The 18,953-nt window shown below is 72.8% G+C and carries 14 protein-coding genes; 11 read left to right on the top strand and 3 right to left on the bottom strand.

Going from position 1 to position 18,953, the window contains the following annotated elements:
- Positions 1–32: 32 nt before the first annotated feature.
- Positions 33–2,561, top strand: a complete 2,529-nt coding sequence (locus tag ACIQR3_RS24865) for a hypothetical protein (protein WP_403542583.1) — start codon at positions 33–35, stop codon at positions 2,559–2,561.
- Positions 2,562–2,610: 49 nt separating this feature from the next.
- Here the strand turns inward: ACIQR3_RS24865 and ACIQR3_RS24870 are convergent, their stop codons facing one another.
- Together ACIQR3_RS24870 and ACIQR3_RS24875 are read right to left on the bottom strand one after the other, a co-directional pair.
- Positions 2,611–3,489 carry a sulfotransferase family protein gene (locus tag ACIQR3_RS24870; RefSeq protein ID WP_403542585.1) on the bottom strand — a complete coding sequence of 293 codons (879 nt, stop codon included), beginning with the start codon at positions 3,487–3,489 and terminating at the stop codon, positions 2,611–2,613.
- Between the two features lie 173 nt (positions 3,490–3,662).
- Positions 3,663–5,000 carry a 6-phospho-beta-glucosidase gene (locus ACIQR3_RS24875; RefSeq protein WP_403542586.1) on the bottom strand — a complete coding sequence of 446 codons (1,338 nt, stop codon included), beginning with the start codon at positions 4,998–5,000 and terminating at the stop codon, positions 3,663–3,665.
- 201 nt (positions 5,001–5,201) lie between these two features.
- On the opposite strand from ACIQR3_RS24875, the gene ACIQR3_RS24880 reads away from it, so the two are divergent.
- The 3 genes from ACIQR3_RS24880 to ACIQR3_RS24890 all read left to right on the top strand — a co-directional run bounded on the left by ACIQR3_RS24880 (position 5,202) and on the right by ACIQR3_RS24890 (position 8,726).
- Positions 5,202–5,993 carry an IclR family transcriptional regulator gene (locus ACIQR3_RS24880; RefSeq protein ID WP_403542588.1) on the top strand — a complete coding sequence of 264 codons (792 nt, stop codon included), beginning with the start codon at positions 5,202–5,204 and terminating at the stop codon, positions 5,991–5,993.
- 150 nt (positions 5,994–6,143) lie between these two features.
- The gene (locus ACIQR3_RS24885; RefSeq protein WP_403542590.1) at positions 6,144–7,115 is read left to right on the top strand and encodes an Ig-like domain-containing protein; all 972 of its coding nucleotides are present in this window, start codon (positions 6,144–6,146) and stop codon (positions 7,113–7,115) included.
- Positions 7,116–7,334: 219 nt separating this feature from the next.
- Complete coding sequence (locus tag ACIQR3_RS24890; RefSeq protein WP_403542592.1) at positions 7,335–8,726, top strand: glycoside hydrolase family 16 protein; 1,392 nt, start codon at positions 7,335–7,337, stop codon at positions 8,724–8,726.
- 54 nt (positions 8,727–8,780) lie between these two features.
- Here ACIQR3_RS24890 and ACIQR3_RS24895 read toward each other — a convergent pair whose 3' ends face one another.
- Positions 8,781–9,677, bottom strand: a complete 897-nt coding sequence (locus ACIQR3_RS24895) for a helix-turn-helix domain-containing protein (protein ID WP_403542594.1) — start codon at positions 9,675–9,677, stop codon at positions 8,781–8,783.
- A 157-nt stretch (positions 9,678–9,834) separates the two neighbouring features.
- On the opposite strand from ACIQR3_RS24895, the gene tkt reads away from it, so the two are divergent.
- The 7 genes from tkt to ACIQR3_RS24930 all read left to right on the top strand — a co-directional run bounded on the left by tkt (position 9,835) and on the right by ACIQR3_RS24930 (position 18,933).
- Positions 9,835–11,910 carry a transketolase gene (tkt, locus tag ACIQR3_RS24900; protein WP_403542596.1) on the top strand — a complete coding sequence of 692 codons (2,076 nt, stop codon included), beginning with the start codon at positions 9,835–9,837 and terminating at the stop codon, positions 11,908–11,910.
- 41 nt (positions 11,911–11,951) lie between these two features.
- On the top strand, positions 11,952–13,109 hold the full coding sequence (gene tal / locus ACIQR3_RS24905) for a transaldolase (RefSeq protein ID WP_403542598.1): 1,158 nt from the start codon (positions 11,952–11,954) through the stop codon (positions 13,107–13,109).
- Positions 13,106–14,857 (top strand): glucose-6-phosphate dehydrogenase, encoded by a 1,752-nt coding sequence (gene zwf, locus ACIQR3_RS24910; RefSeq protein ID WP_403542600.1) that lies wholly within the window; start codon positions 13,106–13,108, stop codon positions 14,855–14,857. The genes tal and zwf overlap by 4 nt, the downstream gene beginning before the upstream one ends.
- Positions 14,854–15,789 carry a glucose-6-phosphate dehydrogenase assembly protein OpcA gene (opcA, locus tag ACIQR3_RS24915; protein WP_403542601.1) on the top strand — a complete coding sequence of 312 codons (936 nt, stop codon included), beginning with the start codon at positions 14,854–14,856 and terminating at the stop codon, positions 15,787–15,789. The genes zwf and opcA overlap by 4 nt, the downstream gene beginning before the upstream one ends.
- A complete protein-coding gene (pgi, locus tag ACIQR3_RS24920) occupies positions 15,782–17,431 on the top strand; it encodes a glucose-6-phosphate isomerase (RefSeq protein ID WP_403542603.1) in 1,650 nt (549 codons plus the stop codon). The genes opcA and pgi overlap by 8 nt, the downstream gene beginning before the upstream one ends.
- Position 17,432: 1 nt before the next feature.
- Complete coding sequence (gnd, locus tag ACIQR3_RS24925; RefSeq protein WP_403542605.1) at positions 17,433–18,311, top strand: phosphogluconate dehydrogenase (NAD(+)-dependent, decarboxylating); 879 nt, start codon at positions 17,433–17,435, stop codon at positions 18,309–18,311.
- A 61-nt stretch (positions 18,312–18,372) separates the two neighbouring features.
- The gene (locus tag ACIQR3_RS24930; protein ID WP_403542773.1) at positions 18,373–18,933 is read left to right on the top strand and encodes a histidine phosphatase family protein; all 561 of its coding nucleotides are present in this window, start codon (positions 18,373–18,375) and stop codon (positions 18,931–18,933) included.
- Positions 18,934–18,953 lie beyond the last annotated feature (20 nt).

An 18,953-nucleotide genomic window follows, 5' to 3' on the forward strand; every position in this document is an offset into this window, starting at 1 on the left:
CGTCCTCGCCCACCCACCGCAGAAAGGCCCCCATGCCGAAGATCCCGCTCCCCGACGACCCCGCCTCGCGTGTCCTGGTCAGCGCCGACCTGACCGGCGAGGCCCCCTGGCTGGACCCGGACCGGCCGGTGCCGGCGCACCATGTCGTGCGCGCGGCGGGGCAACGGCGCCTGGACCGCGCCGACGTGGCCGCCCGGCTCACCGAGCTGGGGTACCGGGTGCCGCCGCCCGAACTGCTCGCCTCGCTCGGCGACGACGACGCCAGGCTGCTCACCCGTGACCTCGACGGCCGCCCGCCCTGGCTGACCACGGCGGACTTCCCGTACCTGCGGGCCCATGTCCTGCGGGCCGCCCGCAAGCTGAGACGGCCGCCCGCCGAGCCGGCGGACCGCTTGGCCGTGCTCGGCCTGGTCCTGCCGGGTTCCGACCGGCTCCCGGAGTCGGTGGACGACGACGACCTGAAACTGATCAGCCCACGGCTGAACGGCCGGCCCTGGCTGCGTGAGGAGGACGCGCCCCGGCTGCGGTCCCTCGCGATCCTCGCCGCCGTCCGGCTGAAGCGGCCGCCCGTCGAACTCGCCGACCGCCTCGCCGAACTGGGCTACCGGGCGCCCTCCCCCGGCACCTTCCCCGACCGGGTCGAGGACGACGACCGGCATCTGGTGGTCAGGGAATCCGGCTTCCTGCTGGCCGACACCGAACCCGTGCCGCTCGGCCACGTCCTGCGGGTGCTGCCCAGCCTGCGGCACCGCACGGACGCGCCGGAGACCCCGCGGGAGCCGGCCGCCGCGGTGGCCGCGCTGGGCGAGCGGTTCACCGCCCTCGGCTTCCGCGTCGAACCCGGCCTGGCGGAGACCGGCCCGGACGACCTGGTCCTGGTCAGTGAGGGGCTGGACGGCCAGGCTCCCTGGCTCGACGCCGGGCAGCCGGTGCCGCTGCACCACGTCCTGCGTTTCGCCCAGGCACACGGCCGGAACCCGGACGAGGTCCTCGCCCGGCTCCGCGACCTGGGCCACCGGCGGCTGCCCGACGGCCCGCCGGCCGACTCGGTGACCGCCGAGGACCTCGACCTGATCGAGGGCGTCTGGCAGGGGCGCACCACCCGGCCCGGGCAGCACGGCCCCGGCCTGCTGCCCCACCTCCTCGTCGTCTGCGTCCGCACCGGACGGGCCCCCGCCGAGGCCGCCGACCGGCTCCGCCGGCTCGGCTACGCCCTGCCCGCGCGGGGCGTCCCCGCCGAGGCACGGGAGAGCGACCTGCGGCTCATCAGCCCGCCGGTGCCCGACGACGCCGCGCCCTGGATCTCCTGGGCCGAGCCGGTGCCGGTCGGGCACGTGCTGTACCGCGCGCACTCCGAGGGCATGAACGTGGCGGCCGTGGTGGCCCGGCTGCGGGAGCTGGGCCACGACCGGGTGCCCGAGCTGCCCGACCGGGTCGTCACCGACGACGACCTCCGGCTCATCACCGATCAGAGGGAGGGCGGTGCGGCCCCGCTGCCGGACACGGTGCCCTACGGACGGGTCGTGCGGGCCGCCGAGGAGGCGGGCACCGGCGTCCTGGAGGCCGCCCGGCGGTACCGGGAGCTGGGCTACACCGACGTCGTCCTGCCGGACGGTCCGCCGGCCGGGCCGGTCGGTGCCGGCGCCGCCGCGCTGGTCAGGACCGACACCGGCTGGCTGGACCCGGACGCGCTCGTGCCGCCCCGGCACATCATCCGGCGGGCGCGGGCCGAAGGCACCGGCCCGGCAGGGATCGGGCGCCGGCTGCGGGCCCTGGGGTACCGGCACCTGCCCGGCGCACTGCCGGAGGAGTCGCACCCCCACGACCTGGAGATCATCAGCCGGCACGGCCTGGGCAAGGACTTCCTCGACCCCGGCCTGCCCGTGGACCGGGCCCACCCCCGGGACGTCGCCCACCGGCTGGGGATCAGCGCCTACGAGGTCGCGTCCCGGCTGGTCGCCCTGGGGCACCGCCTGCCGTTCGTGCCGCTGCCCGAGGACGCCCTGGTCCTCAGCCAGAACGCGGACGGCGACGCCCCCTGGGTCGGCTCCGGCGACGCCGGTCTCGGTCACGTCCTGCGCGCCGCGCGGGTGCTCGGCCGTGCCCCGGCCGAGATCGACGAGCGGCTCAGCGAGTACGCCTACACCCGGCACACCCTGCCGGAACTCGACGGCTTCGACGACGTGGACGTCCTCGTGCTCAGTCAGGGCCTCGACGGGCGGGCGCCCTGGCTGCCCTGGCGGAGGACACCGGCGGTGGAGCACGTGCTGCGCGCGGCGCGGGCCACGGGCCACTCCCCCGTCGCGATCGCCGAGCGGCTGACCCGCCTCGGCCACGCCGTCGAGCTGCCGGCCACGGCCGACGCCGACGACCTGGAGGTGGCCCTGGCGCTGCCGAAGCCCAACGGGCCGCTGAACCTGGAGGAGGTGCTGACCGTCGTCGGCAGGCTGGGCCTGAGCCCCGCCGAGACGGCCCGCCGCCTGACCGCCCTGGGCATCGGGATACCGGACGTCACCTACCCGGACCGGCGCCCCGCCCCGACCCGGCCGCGCCGTCCCTGACGCACGCGCGGGGGGGTACCGGCAGCGGGGGGGTACCGGCAGCGGGCGGTCAGTCCCGGTACCCCCAGGCCCGTGCCAGGTCCCGCAGCCGGGGCGGCAGGTCGGTGCCGGGGGCGGCGGAGCGGGCGGCGCGGATGCGGCCGGACTTGAGGGTCTCGGACCAGTCGCCCAGCTGGGGCCGGAAGTCGCCGTGGTCCTTGCTGCCGTAGTCGAGCATGCCGGGCTCCCAGGGGACGCCGAGGTACGCGCAGATGCCCCGGGTGACCCGTTCCGGCTCGGCGGTGAGGTCCTCGTACGTGATCACGTGGGCGGCGGGGTCGTGCCGCGCCTCCTCCAGCTTCTCGGCGTAACCGAGGACCTCGGCGCGGATGGCGGTGTGGTCCGGGTCGCTGCGGCGGGCGGTGAGGGAGGCCACGACCGCGCCCGGGTGGCGCAGCAGGACGATCCGGCGGGCCTTGGGCCAACATCGGTTCAGCCGGGGCAGGACGTGGACGTTGGCCGGGGTCTTGTCGACGATGACGTCCTTGCCGCTGCGGACGAGTTCGAGGTGGAGCACCCGGTCCCACAGGACGTGCTCCAGTTCCTCCCGGTCGAGTTCCAGCGCCTGCATGGCCTTGGGGGTGAACGGCCGGGAGAGCTGGACGCGCAGGGTGCGCAGATGCATCTCGTGCGGGGCGCGGATGCGGCTGTGGCTGTTCAGCAGGACCCGCAGCAGGGTCGACCCGGAGCGCACCGAGGACAGGACGAACACCGGGGACTCCACCAGGCGCGGCGCGGGCGGGGCGGTGTAGCCGCCGCGGTCGTCCGCCGCCTTGCGGGGCGCGGGCACCGCGTCGAGGCCCCGGCGCGGCGGGCTGACGGCCTGGGCCATCAGCCTCCCCCGGCGCTTCAGTCCTTTGCCGATCGCGGACAGTCGCGGCTCTCGCACCGTGCCACCTCTCTCTTCGTCGTACTGGCCGCATCCCAGGGGCGGCAGGCGAACCGGAGGTGTACGACAGGCGACGCGCCGGGGCCGATTTTCGCCGTACGGCGCGGCTGACCAGGTGTTCTGCCCGTTCCTTAATTCTTCATGGGAACGTTCCGGCCGGAGTGCGGCCCCGCCTACCGGAGATAGGCGAGGCCGGGATGGACGGCGGTGTAGCCGTCGACGAGGCGGTGTGCCACGTTGACGGAGTCGACGAGCGGGTGCAGCGCGAAGGCCGTCACGGCCCGGGCGCGGGAGCCGGACTCGGCCGCCGCGAGGATCTCGCGTTCGACGGCCTTGACCGAGCAGACGAGGCCGGTGGCGTGGTCCGGCAGCGGCGCGGCGGCCAGGGGGCGCGCGCCGCTCGCGTCGACCAGGCAGGGCACCTCGATGACGGCGTCGGCGTCGAGGGCGGCGAGCGTGGAGCCGTTGCGGACGTTGAGGATCAGGGTGGTGCGCTCGCCGCGGGCGACGGCCCGCATCAGGGCGAGGGCGACCTCCTCGTAGCCGCCGGAGAGGTCCTCGGCCTCGCGTTCGCCGGCGCCGGCCGCCTCCCGGTTCTCCGCCATGTAGGTGGCCTCGCGCTCGGCGCGGGTGCGTTCCCACAGTTCCAGGGCGGAGACACCGGGGTCGCGGGCCTCGGCGTAGAACCCGGCCTGCTGGTCGCGCAGGAAGGCGCCGCGGGTGCGCTCGGCCTGCTGGTAGGCGTGTACGGCCTCCCGGTTGAAGTAGTAGTAGTGCAGGTACTCGTTGGGGACGGCGCCGAGCGAGCGGAGCCAGTCGGGGCCGAAGAGGCGGCCCTCCTCGAAGGAGCCGAGCAGGGCGGGGTCGGCGAGCAGCCGGGGCAGTTCGTCGCGGCCGGCGACGCGCAGCGCGCGCACCCAGCCGAGGTGGTTGAGGCCGACGTAGTCGACGAACGCCTCGCGCGGGTCGGCGCCGAGCACCCGGGCGATACGGCGGCCGAGGCCGACCGGCGAGTCGCAGATGCCGATGACGCGGTCGCCGAGGTGCCGGGACATCGCCTCGGTGACCAGTCCGGCGGGGTTGGTGAAGTTGATGACCCAGGCGTCGGGGGCCAGGCGGGCCACCCGGCGGGCGATGTCGACGGCGACGGGGACGGTCCGCAGGCCGTAGGCGATGCCGCCCGCGCCGACCGTCTCCTGGCCGAGGACACCCTCGGCGAGCGCGACCCGTTCGTCGTCCGCGCGGCCCGCCAGGCCGCCGACCCGGATCGCGGAGAAGACGAAGTCGGCGCCGGTGAGCGCCTCGTCCAGGTCGGTGGTGGCCGTGACGCGGGGCGCGTCGGGGACGCCGGCGGCCTGTTCGGCCAGGACCCGGGTCACCGCGGTCAGCCGGTCCGCGTCGAGGTCGTGCAGCACCACCTCGCTCACCCGCCGCTCGCCGCGGTCCCCGAGCAGTGCCCCGTACACCAGCGGCACCCGGAATCCGCCGCCGCCCAGAATCGTCAGCCTCACACCCGCGTCCTTTCCGCACGGCCGGCCCGCCGCCGGCCCCCGCTGCCGCCGATCATGGCACGCGGGCCGTCCGGCGGACGGGGTACCGGCGCATTGACCGGGGTGCGTCCGGTGCCTACCTTCACCTGGGACCGCCGCGCGCCCGGTGCGCGACCGCACCGGGGCCGGCACCGGCCCCCTGACGGAAGGAGACCCAGCGCCATGACAGCCCGTTCCGTCACCGGCTCCTCCGTCCCCGGCCGTTCCGCGACCGACCGGCTGCTGTCGGTGCTCGCCGCCTTCGACCACGAGCACGCCGCGCTGTGCCTCACGGACATCAGCCGCCGGGCCGGGCTCACCCTGACCACCGCGCACCGGCTGGTGGGCGCCCTGACGGCCTGGGGTGCCCTGGAGCGCGACGGGTCGGGGCGCTACCACGTGGGGCTGCGGCTGTGGGAGGTCGCCGCGCTCGCGCCGCGCGGTCTGGGACTGCGGCAGGTCGCCCTGCCCCATCTGGAGGACCTGTACGAGGCGACGCACGAGAACGTGCAGCTCGCGGTGCGGGACGGCGGCGAGGTGGTCTACGTCGAGTGGCTGTCGGGGCGGTCGGCGGTCGGCGTGCACATCCGGGTGGGCGGCCGCTGGCCGCTGCACGCCACGGGTGTCGGCCTCGCCCTGCTGGCGCACGGGACACCGGAGGTCCAGGAGGCGTACTGCGCGGGTCCGCTGGCCGCCTTCACCCCGTACACCGTCACCGACCCGGTCCGGCTGCGCGGGGTGCTGGCGGAGGTGCGGCGCACGGGGGTGGCGGTCAGCGACCGGCAGGTCACCGAGGACGCCATCTCGGTGGCCGCCCCGGTGCGCGGGCCGGACGGGACGGTGACCGCGGCGGTCTCGGTCGTCGTCCCGCACGACGCCGTCCGCGTCCCGGCGCTGTCACCGGCGGTACGGCTGGCGGCGCGCGGGATCTCACGGGGGCTGGGGTGGCGGCCGGGCGGGCCGTCCCGCCCCTGACGAGGACCGGACGCGCGGGCCGGGAGCCTGTTCCCGTCTGCCACATTTCTCACAGCCGCCCCAGGGGACGAACAGCACCGCACAGCTCCGACCCAGCTATAAGGTGCAGACTGCACCCGATCCCCGCCCACCCCCCGAAAGGCCCGTCCCGTGAGCAGCCACCCCATATCCGACCAGCAGGACGCCCAGCCGGGACGGTGGTCGCGGCGCGGGGTGCTCGCCGTGCTCGGCGCCGTGCCGGTCGCGGCGGCACTGGCGGGCGCGGGCACCGGCACCGCGCGGGCCGCCGAGGGGACCGTCCCGGCGAGCGGCACCGCCGAGGCCCGCTCCCTCACCGCGACCGTGACCCCCGAGGCGGGCGGCACCTACGGCGTCGGCATGCCGGTGTCGATCACCTTCTCGCACGCGGTGACCCGCAAGGCGGCGGTGGAGTCGGCGATCACGGTGAGCGCCGACTCCGGGGTCGAGGTGGTCGGCCACTGGTTCGGCGACACCCGGCTGGACTTCCGGCCGAAGAAGTACTGGGCGAAGGACACCACCGTCACCGTCGACCTGCGGCTGGCCGGCGTCCGCGCCGCCGACGACCTCTACGGCACCCAGACGAAGAACTTCACCTTCCGCATCGGCCGGTCCCAGATCAGCACCGTCGACCTGAAGTCCGAGCAGATGACGGTCGTCCGGGACGGCGAGAAGACCGCCACCTACCCCGTCACCGGCGGCGACTCCGAGCACACCACCTGGGCCGGGATCATGGTGATCAGCGAGCGGCTGAAGGAGACCCGGATGCAGTCCTCGACGGTCGGGCTCGGCGACGAGTACGACATCGCGGACGTGCCGCACGCGCAGCGGCTGACCACCTCCGGCACGTTCGTCCACGGCAACTACTGGACCGCCGCCTCCGCCTTCGGCCACACCAACGGCACGCACGGCTGCATCGGCCTGCACGACGCCAAGGGCGGGGCGGACGAGGACACGGCGGGGTACGAGTTCTACGACGGTTCGCTGCTGGGGGACGTGGTGATCGTGAAGAACTCGGGCGACAAGACCGTCGACCCGGCCAACGGGCTCAACGGCTGGAACCTGTCCTGGAAGAAGTGGAAGGCGGGCAGCGCGCTGAGCTGACCACCCGTCGGCGCGCGGGGCGGACGGCGGGTCCGAAGGGCGCTTTTTCGTGCCCTTCGGGTGCTGAACTCCCCCACGGGGCAAGGACTTTCTCGGCTTCACCTCTTGACGGCCGGGGGCCCGGGGAGCACATTGGCCGCACTCTGAGAGCGCTCTCAGAACGCGCTCGCGGAGTCGCAGTGCCCGGCATCCTCCCACCCCGTACCGAGAGGCACCCCCATGCGCGAACCCTCCGGCACCCCGCACAGACGTCGTCCCCTGCGGCGCGCGCTCGTCGCCGCCCTGGGAGCGCTCGGGCTGGCCGTGGCCGGCGCCACCCTCGCCGCCCCGCCCGCGGACGCCTCCGCGCCCACGCCCCCGTCCGGCTGGACGCAGGTCTTCCTGGACGACTTCGACGGCGCGGCCGGCTCCGGCGTGAACACGTCCAACTGGCAGTACGCGACCGGTACTTCGTATCCCGGCGGCGCCGCCAACTGGGGCACCGGCGAGGTCGAGACGATGACGTCCAGCACGAACAACGTCTCCCTCGACGGCAGCGGCAACCTGCGCATCACGCCGCTGCGGGACGCGAACGGCAACTGGACCTCGGGCCGCGTCGAGACCAACCGCACCGACTTCCAGCCCCCGGCCGGCGGCAAGCTGAGCGTCGAGTCGCGCATCCAGATGCCGAACGTCACCGGCGCCGCGGCCAAGGGCTACTGGCCCGCCTTCTGGATGCTGGGGGCGCCGTTCCGGGGCAACTACTGGAACTGGCCGAGCGTGGGCGAGCTGGACATCATGGAGAACGTCCAGGGCCTCAACACCGTCTGGTCGACCATGCACTGCGGGACCAACCCGGGCGGCCCCTGCAACGAGACCACCGGCATCGGCGGTTCGACCGCCTGTCCCGGCGCCACCTGCCAGTCCGGCTTCCACACCTACCGCATGGAGTGGGACCGCTCGACCAGCGTCGAGCAGATCCGCTTCTACGTCGACGGCGTCAACTACCACACCGTGCGCGCCGACCAGATGGACGCCACCACCTGGTCCAACGCCACGAACCACGGCTTCTTCATCATCCTCAACGTGGCGATGGGCGGCGGCTTCCCGGGCGCCTTCGGCGGCGGCCCGGACAGCGGCACCGTCCCCGGCCACCCGATGCTGGTCGACTACGTCCAGGTGCTGTCGTCCGGCGGGGGCTCCACCACGCCGCCCACCAACCGGGACGCCTACACCGCCATCCAGGCCGAGTCCTACGACGCCCAGTCCGGCACCATCAGCGAGACCACCACCGACTCGGGCGGCGGGCAGAACATCGGCGCGCTCGCCAACGGCGACTGGGTCCAGTACAAGGGCGTGAACTTCGGTTCCGGCGCGGCCACCCAGTTCAACGCCCGGGTGGCCAGCGGGGCGGCGAGCGGCGTCAGCGGGCTGGTGGAGGTCCGTCTGGACAGCCGTACCGCCACGCCCGTCGGCAGCTTCGCGGTGGGCAGCACGGGCGGCTGGCAGTCGTGGCGGACGATCCCGGCGAACATCTCCTCGGTGACCGGCACCCACGACGTGTACCTGACGTTCACCAGCGGCCAGCCGGCCGACTTCGTCAACGTGAACTGGTTCAGCTTCGGGCACTGAGCACCCCACGCGAGAAGGGGGCCGCGCGGCACCGCGCGGCCCCCTTCGGCGTGCTCAGCTCAGCTCCGCCCGGAACGCCGCCGGCGTCAGCTCCGTGTGCTGGTGGAAGAACTTGGAGAAGTTCGCCGCGTCGGGGAAGCCGACCGCCGCGCCGACGCGGCCGATCGGCATGTCGGTGTGGGCGAGGAGCCGTTTGGCCTCCAGGACGACCCGTTTGTCGATGAACGCCTTGGGCGTCTCGCCGGTCGCGGCGCGCACCGCGCGGACCAGGGTGCGGCGGGAGTAGCCGAGCGCGTCGGCGTAGGCGCTGACGCTGTGGTTGGTGGCGAAGCCGCGCTCCACCGCGTCCCGGAACAGGGTGAACGTGGTGTCGGCCTGCTGGGTGCGCGCCGCCTCGGCCGAGCTGGCCGCGAGGTGCGCGAGGCGCAGCAGGAAGGCGGTGAGCGTGTGCCGCAGCACCGCCGTGTGCAGGCTCAGCGGCAGGGTGGTGGCGTCCTCGTACTCGCGCCGCAGCTGTTCCAGGGAGGCCGTCAGGGCGTCGTACCGGGCCGGGTCGGGGTGCAGCAGGGGCGGCAGGTCGTAGCGGTAGAGGCCGGTGGCCTCGACGGTGGCGCGGGGCAGGAAGCCGGGCTGCATGGTCAGCGCGGTTCCGCGGTACTCGCTGGTCTGCGAGAAGCGGTGGACCTGTCCGGGGCGGATCCACAGCAGGTCGCCGGCGGTCGCCTCGTACTCGGTGAAGTCGATCATGTGGCGGACCGGGCCGCCGGTGAAGAGCATGACGACGTGGAAGTCGATGCGGTGCACGCGGTGCAGCGGGGCCTGCGCGTGCCAGGCACGGCCGGTGCCCATCGGGCCGACCTGCATGCCGACGCCGAGGAGGCTGAGATCGACCGGGAAGGGGAACGTCTTGATCCCGTCGCCGCCGGCGCCTTTGTGCTGTTCGTCCGCCATGTCCTTCTCGTACCGTCCCCTCGCGCGCGCGAGCGCCCGAGGCGTGTCCCAGTTTCACCACAGGCTGGCACACGATGACCTTCACTCCAAAAAGTCAGACTTTTAAGTTTGAACACGTCAGACCAGTCACTCCGCTCCAATCGAGGATTTCTTGAAGATGAGCACGCACACAGCGGACCGCTTCGAATGGACCGAACTCGACCGGCGTGCCGTCGACACCGCCCGCGTTCTCGCGGCCGATGCCGTGCAGAAGGTCGGGAACGGGCACCCGGGGACGGCGATGGCCCTCGCCCCGGCCGCCTACACGATCTTTCAGAAGGTGATGCGTCACGACCCCGCCGATCCCGAGTGGACCGGCCGTGACCGCTTCGTCCTCTCCCCCGGACACACCTCGCTGACCCTCTACACGCAGCTCTACCTCGCCGGGTACGAGCTGGAGCTGGACGACCTGAAGGCGTTCCGGACGCAGGGGTCGAAGACGCCCGGTCACCCCGAGTACGGGCACACCGCCGGCGTCGAGACGACCACCGGCCCGCTGGGCCAGGGCGTGGCCAACGCGGTGGGCATGGCGATGGCCGCCCGCTACGAGCGCGGCCTGTTCGACCCCGAGGCGCCCGAGGGCGAGTCCCCCTTCGACCACACGATCTGGGCGATCGTCTCCGACGGCGACCTCCAGGAGGGCGTCTCCGCCGAGGCGTCGTCGCTGGCCGGGCACCAGAAGCTCGGCAACCTGGTCTTCCTCTACGACGACAACCACATCTCCATCGAGGGCGACACCGCCACTGCCTTCTCCGAGGACGTGCTGAAGCGGTACGAGGCGTACGGCTGGCACACCCAGCGCATCGAGCCCGCCGAGAACGGCGACGTCGACGTGCACGCCCTGTACGCGGCCCTCACCGCCGCCAAGGCGGAGACCGGCCGCCCCTCCATCATCGCCATGCGCACGATCATCGCCTGGCCGGCGCCGAACGCCCAGAACACCGAGGCCTCGCACGGCTCCGCGCTCGGCGCGGACGAGGTCGCCGCCACCAAGCGCGTCCTCGGCTTCGACCCGGAGCGGTCCTTCGAGGTCGCGGACGAGGTCCTCGCCCACACCCGGAAGGCGCTGGACCGGGGCGCCGAGGCGCACGCCGCCTGGGACAAGCGGATCGACAAGTGGCGCGGCGCCCAGCCGGAGCGCGCGGCGCTGTTCGACCGCGTGGTGGCCGGCCGGCTCCCCGAGGGCTGGGAGGACGCGCTGCCGGTGTTCGAGCCGGGCCAGGCGGTCGCCACCCGGGCCGCGTCCGGCAAGGTGCTCCAGGCGCTCGGCCCGGTCCTGCCCGAGCTGTGGGGCGGCTCCGCCGACCTCGCCGGCTCCAACAACACCACCATCGACAAGACCTCCTCCTTCCTCCCCGAGGGCAACCCGCTGCCCGAGGCCGACCCGTACGGCCGTACCGTCCACTTCGGCATCCGCGAGTTCTCGATGGCGGCCGAGATGAACGGCATCGCGCTGCACGGCAACACCCGGATCTACGGCGGCACCTTCCTGACCTTCTCCGACTACATGCGCAACGCCGTGCGCATGTCGGCGCTGATGCAGCTGCCGGTGACGTACGTGTGGACGCACGACTCCGTCGGCCTGGGCGAGGACGGCCCGACCCACCAGCCGGTCGAGCACCTCGCCGCGCTGCGCGCCATCCCCGGCCTGAACGTCGTCCGCCCGGCCGACGCCAACGAGACGGCCACCGCCTGGGCGGAGATCCTGCGCCGCCACTCCACCGCCCCCGCCCCGCACGGCCTCGCCCTCAGCCGCCAGGGCCTGCCGACCTACGAGGCGAACCCGGACGCGGCCAAGGGCGGCTACGTCCTGCGGGACGCCTCCACCGGGACCCCGGAGGTGATCCTCATCGCCACCGGCTCCGAGGTCCAGGTCGCCGTCGCGGCCCGGGAGCTGCTGGAGGCCGGGGGGACCCCCGCCCGGGTGGTGTCGATGCCGTCCGTGGAGTGGTTCGACGAGCAGCCGCGGGCGTACCGCGAGAGCGTGCTGCCGCCGGCCGTGAAGGCCCGGGTGGCCGTGGAGGCCGGGATCGCCCTGACCTGGTACCGCTTCGTCGGCGACGCGGGACGCATCGTCTCGCTGGAGCACTACGGCGCCTCCGCCGACGCCAAGACCCTGTTCACCGAGTACGGCTTCACCGCCGAGAACGTCGCCGCCGCGGCCCGGGAGTCCCTCGCCGCCGCCCGCCCCTGACCGCGACGTTCCTGCTTGATCGCAACGCCAGAAAGAAGATGATGATCACTGTGACCGAAGCAACCGGGACCCCGAAGGCGCTCACGCGCCTGGCCGACGAGGGTGTCTCCGTCTGGCTGGACGACCTGTCCCGCACCCGGATCGAGTCGGGGGACCTGGCCCGGCTGGTCGCCACCGGCGGGGTCGTCGGCGTCACCACCAACCCGTCCATCTTCCAGGCGGCCATCGGCTCCGGCGCCGGCTACGAGGAGCAGCTCGCCGACCTCGCGGTGCGCGGCGTGACCGTGGACGAGGCGGTGCGGATGATGACCACCGCCGACGTCCGCGCCGCCGCCGACGTGCTGCGTCCGGTGTACGAGGCGAGCGGCGGCCGGGACGGCCGGGTCTCCATCGAGGTCGACCCGCGCCTGGCCCACGACACGGCGGCCACGATCGCCGAGGCCCGGCAGCTGTTCTGGCTGGTGGACCGCCCCAACGTCATGATCAAGATCCCGGCGACCAAGGCCGGTCTCCCGGCGATCACCGAGGTCATCGGCGCGGGCATCAGCGTCAACGTCACGCTGATCTTCTCCCTGGAGCGCTACCGCGAGGTCATGGACGCCTACCTCGCCGGCCTGGAGCGGGCGCGGGCCGCCGGGCACGACCTGGCCACGGTCCACTCCGTCGCCTCCTTCTTCGTCTCCCGCGTCGACAGCGAGATCGACAAGCGGCTGACCGTGCTCGGCACGGACGAGGCCCTCGCCCTGAAGGGGAAGGCGGCCCTGGCCAACGCGCGGCTGGCCTACGAGGCGTACGAGGAGGTCTTCGCCGGCGACCGCTTCACCGCCCTGGCGGGGACCGGCGCCCACCGGCAGCGCCCCCTGTGGGCGTCCACCGGGGTGAAGGATCCGGCATACCGGGACACCCTGTACGTGGAGGAGCTGGTCGCTCCCGGCACCGTGAACACCATGCCGGAGGCCACTCTGGAGGCCACCGCCGACCACGGTGACGTCCAGGGCGACACGGTCACCGGCGGCTACGCCCAGGCGAGGGCCGACCTCGCCGCCGTGGAGCGGCTCGGCATCTCGTACGACGAGGTGGTGGAGCAGCTGGAGCGCGAGGGCGTGACCAAGTTCGAGGCGGCCTGGCAGGACCTGCTCGACGCCGTGACGAAGTCCCTCGACAGCAAGGTCGACGACAAGGGAGTTGACGGGGAATGAGCAAGAAGCTTCCCGACCCGGACGCGGGCGAGACCAAGGCGACGAAGGAGGCCAAGGAGGTCCGGGACGCCCGGGAGGCGGCGGGCGTCACGGACGCCGCGTCCCCCGCCGAGACCCCGGCGCAGCAGCGGGAGCGGACCCTGAAGCAGATCCGGGAGCAGCAGAACCCGGACCAGGGCCCGGAGCAGGCCCGTGGCGGGAAGGCTTCAGCGCAGATCCCGGTCCACGACTGGAGCAACCCCCTGCGTGACCCGCAGGACCGCCGGCTGCCCCGTATCGCGGGCCCGTCCGGTCTGGTCATCTTCGGTGTCACCGGCGACCTGTCCCGCAAGAAGCTGATGCCGGCCGTCTACGACCTGGCCAACCGCGGCCTGCTGCCGCCGGGCTTCTCCCTGGTGGGCTTCGCCCGCCGGGACTGGGAGGACCAGGACTTCGCCGAGGTCGTGCACCAGGCCGTCAAGGAGCACGCGCGGACCGAGTTCCGCGAGGAGGTCTGGCAGCAGCTCTCCGAGGGCATGCGGTTCATCCCCGGCGACTTCGACGACGACAACGCCTTCGAGGAGCTGCGCAGGGCCGTCGACGAGCTGGACGCCTCGCGCGGCACCAGCGGCAACTACGCCTTCTACCTCTCGGTGCCGCCGAAGTTCTTCCCCAAGGTCGTCCAGCAGCTGAAGAAGCACGGCCTGGCGGACGCCCCGGAGGGCTCCTGGCGCCGCGCCGTCATCGAGAAACCGTTCGGGCACGACCTGCGGAGCGCGCAGGAGCTGAACGCCCTCGTGCACGACGTGTTCGAGCCGGACCAGGTCTTCCGCATCGACCACTACCTGGGCAAGGAGACCGTCCAGAACATCCTGGCGCTGCGCTTCGCCAACCAGATGTACGAGCCGATCTGGAACCGGTCCTACGTCGACCACGTCCAGATCACCATGGCCGAGGACATCGGCATCGGCGGCCGGGCCGGGTACTACGACGGCATCGGCGCCGCCCGCGACGTCATCCAGAACCACCTGCTCCAGCTGATGGCGCTCACCGCGATGGAGGAGCCCGCCTCCTTCGACGCGGCGTCGCTGCTCACCGAGAAGCTGAAGGTGTTCCGGGCCGTGCGGCTCCCGGACGACCTGGGCGAGCACACCGTGCGCGGCCAGTACGCGGGCGGCTGGCAGGGCGGCGAGCAGGTGCGCGGCTACCTGGAGGAGGACGGCATCGACCCGGCCTCCACCACCGACACCTACGCCGCGATGAAGCTGGCGATCGACAACCGCCGCTGGGCGGGCGTCCCGTTCTACCTGCGCACCGGCAAGCGTCTGGGCCGCCGGGTCACGGAGATCGCGGTCGTCTTCCAGCGCGCCCCGCACTCCCCCTTCGACCAGACGGCCACCGAGGAACTCGGCGCCAACGCGATCGTCATCCGCGTCCAGCCGGACGAGGGCATGACGGTCCGGTTCGGCTCCAAGGTGCCCGGCACGTCGATGGAGATCCGGGACGTGTCCATGGACTTCGCCTACGGCGAGTCCTTCACCGAGTCCAGCCCCGAGGCGTACGAACGCCTGATCCTGGACGTCCTCCTGGGTGACGCCAACCTGTTCCCGCGTCACCAGGAGGTGGAAGAGTCCTGGCGGATCCTCGACCCGGTCGAGGAGTACTGGGCCACCCACGGCAAGCCCGCCCAGTACGCCTCCGGCAGCTGGGGCCCCGAGGAAGCCGACGAGATGCTCGCACGAGACGGACGGAGCTGGCGCAGGCCATGAGGATCGACCTGACCGACACCACGGCAAGCAAGGTCAACAAGGCGCTGGTCCAGGGCCGCCGGGCCATCGGCACCCCGGCCGTGGGCATGGTCCTGACGATGGTCATCGTCACGGACGAGGAGAACGCCTACGACGCGATCAAGGCGGCCGAGGAGGCCTCGCACGAGCACCCCTCGCGCACCCTGGTCGTCATCAAGCGGCACACCCGCAACCCGCGCGAGCGCACCAAGTCCCACCTCGACGCCGAGGTGCGGGTCGGCTCCGAGGCCGGCACCGGCGAGACCGTCGTGCTGCGCATGTACGGCGAGGTGTCGCAGCACGCCGACTCCGTCGTCCTGCCGCTGCTGCTGCCCGACGCCCCGGTGGTCGTGTGGTGGCCGGTGGACGCCCCGGACAACCCCGCCAAGGACCCGCTGGGCGCGCTCGCCCAGCGCCGGATCACCGACCTGTACGCGGTCGAGAACCCGATGGAGACCCTGAACAAACGGGTGCGCACCTACGCCCCCGGCGACACCGACCTCGCCTGGACCCGGCTGACCCTGTGGCGCTCCATGCTGGCCGCCGCCCTGGACCAGGCCCGGATGAAGGTCACCTCCGCGGCCGTGGAGGCCGAGGCGGACAACCCGGCCGCCGAGCTGCTGGCCCGCTGGCTGGAGGCCCGTCTCGGCGTCACGGCCGACCGGGTGGTCAGCGACGGCCCGGCCGTCACGACCGTCCGCCTGGGCACCGCGGCCGGCGAGATCGTCATCGACCGGCCCGAGGGCCCCGTCGCCACGCTGACCCTGCCCGACCAGCCGCCGCGCACCCTGGCGCTGAAGGTCCGCTCCACCGCCGAACTGATCGCCGAGGAGCTCAGGCGCCTCGACGCGGACGAGATGTACGCCATCGCCCTGCGCGGCGAGGGCACCGAGGAGACCCCTGTCCATGTCTGACTCCCCCGAGCTCACCCGCCGTCCCGAGTGGACGGCCCTGGAGGACCACCGCGCCGAGGCGCTGCTCCGTCCGGACCTGCGTGAGCTGTTCGCCGCCGACCCCTCGCGCGCCGAGCGGTACGTCGTACGCGTGGGTGACCTGCGCATCGACTACTCCAAGCACCTGGTCACCGACGAGACCCTCGCCCTGCTGCGGGAGCTGGCCGCCGCCACCGGTGTCTTCGGCCTGCGGGACGCCATGTTCCGCGGCGAGAAGATCAACCTCACCGAGGACCGCGCGGTGCTGCACACCGCGCTGCGCGCCCCCGCGGACGCGACGATCCTGGTCGACGGGGAGAACGTCGTCCCCGGTGTGCACACGGTGCTGGACAAGATGGCCGGCTTCGCCGGCCGGGTGCGGTCCGGCGAGTGGACCGGCCACACCGGCAAGCGCATCCGCAACGTGGTCAACGTCGGCATCGGCGGCTCCGACCTCGGCCCCGCGATGGCCTACGAGGCGCTGCGCGCGTTCACCGACCGCGACCTGACGGTACGCTTCGTCTCCAACGTGGACGGCGCGGACCTGCACGAGGCGATCCGCGACCTGGACCCGGCCGAGACGCTGTTCATCATCGCCTCGAAGACGTTCACCACGATCGAGACGATCACCAACGCCACCTCCGCCCGCGCCTGGCTGCTCGACTCGCTCAAGGACGACTCCGCCGTCGCCAAGCACTTCGTGGCGCTGTCGACCAACGCCGAGAAGGTCGCGGACTTCGGCATCGACACGGCCAACATGTTCGAGTTCTGGGACTGGGTCGGCGGACGCTACTCCTTCGACTCCGCGATCGGCCTCTCCCTGATGATCGCGATCGGCCCGGACCGCTTCCGGGAACTGCTCGACGGCTTCCGGATCGTCGACGACCACTTCCGCACGGCCCCGGCGGAGGCCAACGCCCCGCTGATCCTCGGCCTGCTGGGCGTCTGGTACGGCAACTTCATGGACGCCCAGTCGCACGCGGTGCTGCCGTACTCCCACTACCTGTCCAAGTTCACCGCCTACCTCCAGCAGCTGGACATGGAGTCCAACGGCAAGTCCGTCACCCGTGACGGGCAGCGGGTCAAGTGGCAGACCGGTCCGGTGGTGTGGGGCACGCCCGGCACCAACGGGCAGCACGCCTACTACCAGCTGATCCACCAGGGCACCAAGCTGATCCCGGCGGACTTCATCGGCTTCGCCCGCCCGGTCGCCGAACTGGACGACCGGCTGGCGGCCCAGCACGACCTGCTGATGGCCAACTTCTTCGCCCAGACCCAGGCCCTCGCCTTCGGCAAGACCCCCGACGAGGTCCGGGCGGAGGGCGTCGCGGAGGAACTGGTCGCGCACAGGACGTTCCAGGGCAACCACCCCACCACCACCATCCTCGCGCGCGAGCTGACGCCGTCCGTCCTCGGCCAGCTCATCGCCCTCTACGAGCACAAGGTGTTCGTCCAGGGCGCCGTGTGGAACATCGACTCCTTCGACCAGTGGGGCGTCGAACTCGGCAAGGTCCTCGCCAAGCGCGTCGAACCCGCCCTCACCGAGGGCGCGGACGTCCCCGGCCTCGACCCGTCCACCCAGGCCCTGGTGGCCGCCTACCGCGAACTGAAGGAAGTGCACTGACATGCAGATCGGTCTCATCGGTCTCGGCAAGATGGGCGGCAACATGCGCGAGCGTCTGCGCAACGCCGGCCACACCGTCGTCGGCTACGACACCAACCCCGAACTCTCCGACGTCGACAGCCTCGTCGACCTGGTCGACCAGCTCGAAGCGCCGCGCGCGGTGTGGGTGATGGTCCCGGCCGGCGGCCCCACCCAGGCCGTCATCGACCAGCTCGGTGGCATCCTCAAGCCCCGCGACATCGTCATCGACGGCGGCAACTCCCGCTGGACGGACGACGAGAAGCACGCCGAGGAACTCGCCAAGCGCGGCATCGGCTTCGTCGACGCCGGTGTCTCCGGCGGCGTGTGGGGCCTGAAGAACGGCTACGCGCTGATGGTCGGCGGCGAGAAGGAGTGCGTCGAGCACCTCAAGCCCATCTTCGACGCGCTCAAGCCGGAGGGCCCCTACGGCTACGTCCACGCGGGCAAGGTCGGCGCCGGGCACTTCGCGAAGATGGTCCACAACGGCATCGAGTACGCCATGATGCAGGCGTACGCCGAGGGCTGGGAACTGCTGGAGAAGGTCGACTCCGTGGACAACGTCCGCGAGGTCTTCCGCTCCTGGCAGGAGGGCACCGTCATCCGCTCCTGGCTGCTCGACCTCGCCGTCAACGCCCTCGACGACGACCCGCACCTGGAGAAGCTGCGCGGCCGGGCCGCCGACTCCGGCGAGGGCCGGTGGACCGTCGAGGCGGCCATCGACAACGCCGTGCCGCTGCCCGCGATCACCGCGTCGCTGTTCGCCCGGTTCTCCTCCCGGCAGGACGACTCGCCGCAGATGAAGATGATCGCCGCGCTGCGCAACCAGTTCGGCGGCCACGCCGTCGAGTCCTCGAAGTAGCCCGGCGAGGGAGATCTGCTGCTCGTCCTCCCCCACTGCCTGAAGGCGTGGGGGTACCCCCATCGGCGAGACGGAGTGGAGCCGGTCGGGACAGCACACCAGCCACACCGACCTGCTCCTCACCCCGCGCGGTGAGGAGCGGGCCAAGTCCCTGGCGCCGCTGCTGTCCGGGCGGCCCTTCGCCCGGGTGCTGACCAGCCCCCTCGGCCGGGCCGTGCGCACCGCGGAACTGGCGGACCTGGTGGGCGCGGAGACCGACGCCGACCTGCACGAGTGGGACTACGGCGGCTACGAGGGCGTGACCACCCGCGACATCCACCGGGTCCGGCCCGGCTGGGACCTGTGGAGCGACGGGGTGCCGCCCGGCGCCGAGAGTCCGGGCGAGTCCCCGGAGCAGGTCGGTCTGCGGGCCGACCGGCTGCTGTCCCGGGTGGAGCCGGCGCTCGCCGAGGGCGATGTGGTGCTGGTGGCGCACGGTCACTTCCTGCGGATGGTGACCGCGCGCCGGCTCGGGCTGCCGGCGTCCGAGGGCCGGTTGTTCCAACTGGCGACGGCGACCCTGAGCCGGCTGTCCACCGAGCACGGGCACCCCGTGCTCGCGGAGTGGAACACCCGGGCGTGAACTCCCGGCGGCCGGGGCCT

Source organism: Streptomyces sp. NPDC090994, assembly GCF_044768905.1.
Taxonomy (GTDB): Bacteria; Actinomycetota; Actinomycetes; order Streptomycetales; family Streptomycetaceae; genus Streptomyces.

Excerpts from the sequence above, each read along its gene's own strand:
- ACIQR3_RS24865 (WP_403542583.1), top strand. The coding sequence starts at position 33 with ATGCCGAAGATCCCGCTCCCCGACGACCCCGCCTCGCGTGTCCTGGTC.
- ACIQR3_RS24880 (WP_403542588.1), top strand. The coding sequence starts at position 5,202 with ATGACAGCCCGTTCCGTCACCGGCTCCTCCGTCCCCGGCCGTTCCGCG.
- ACIQR3_RS24890 (WP_403542592.1), top strand. The coding sequence starts at position 7,335 with ATGCGCGAACCCTCCGGCACCCCGCACAGACGTCGTCCCCTGCGGCGC.
- ACIQR3_RS24895 (WP_403542594.1), bottom strand. The coding sequence starts at position 9,677 with ATGGCGGACGAACAGCACAAAGGCGCCGGCGGCGACGGGATCAAGACG.
- tkt (WP_403542596.1), top strand. The coding sequence starts at position 9,835 with ATGAGCACGCACACAGCGGACCGCTTCGAATGGACCGAACTCGACCGG.
- tal (WP_403542598.1), top strand. The coding sequence starts at position 11,952 with ATGATCACTGTGACCGAAGCAACCGGGACCCCGAAGGCGCTCACGCGC.
- zwf (WP_403542600.1), top strand. The coding sequence starts at position 13,106 with ATGAGCAAGAAGCTTCCCGACCCGGACGCGGGCGAGACCAAGGCGACG.
- opcA (WP_403542601.1), top strand. The coding sequence starts at position 14,854 with ATGAGGATCGACCTGACCGACACCACGGCAAGCAAGGTCAACAAGGCG.
- pgi (WP_403542603.1), top strand. The coding sequence starts at position 15,782 with ATGTCTGACTCCCCCGAGCTCACCCGCCGTCCCGAGTGGACGGCCCTG.
- gnd (WP_403542605.1), top strand. The coding sequence starts at position 17,433 with ATGCAGATCGGTCTCATCGGTCTCGGCAAGATGGGCGGCAACATGCGC.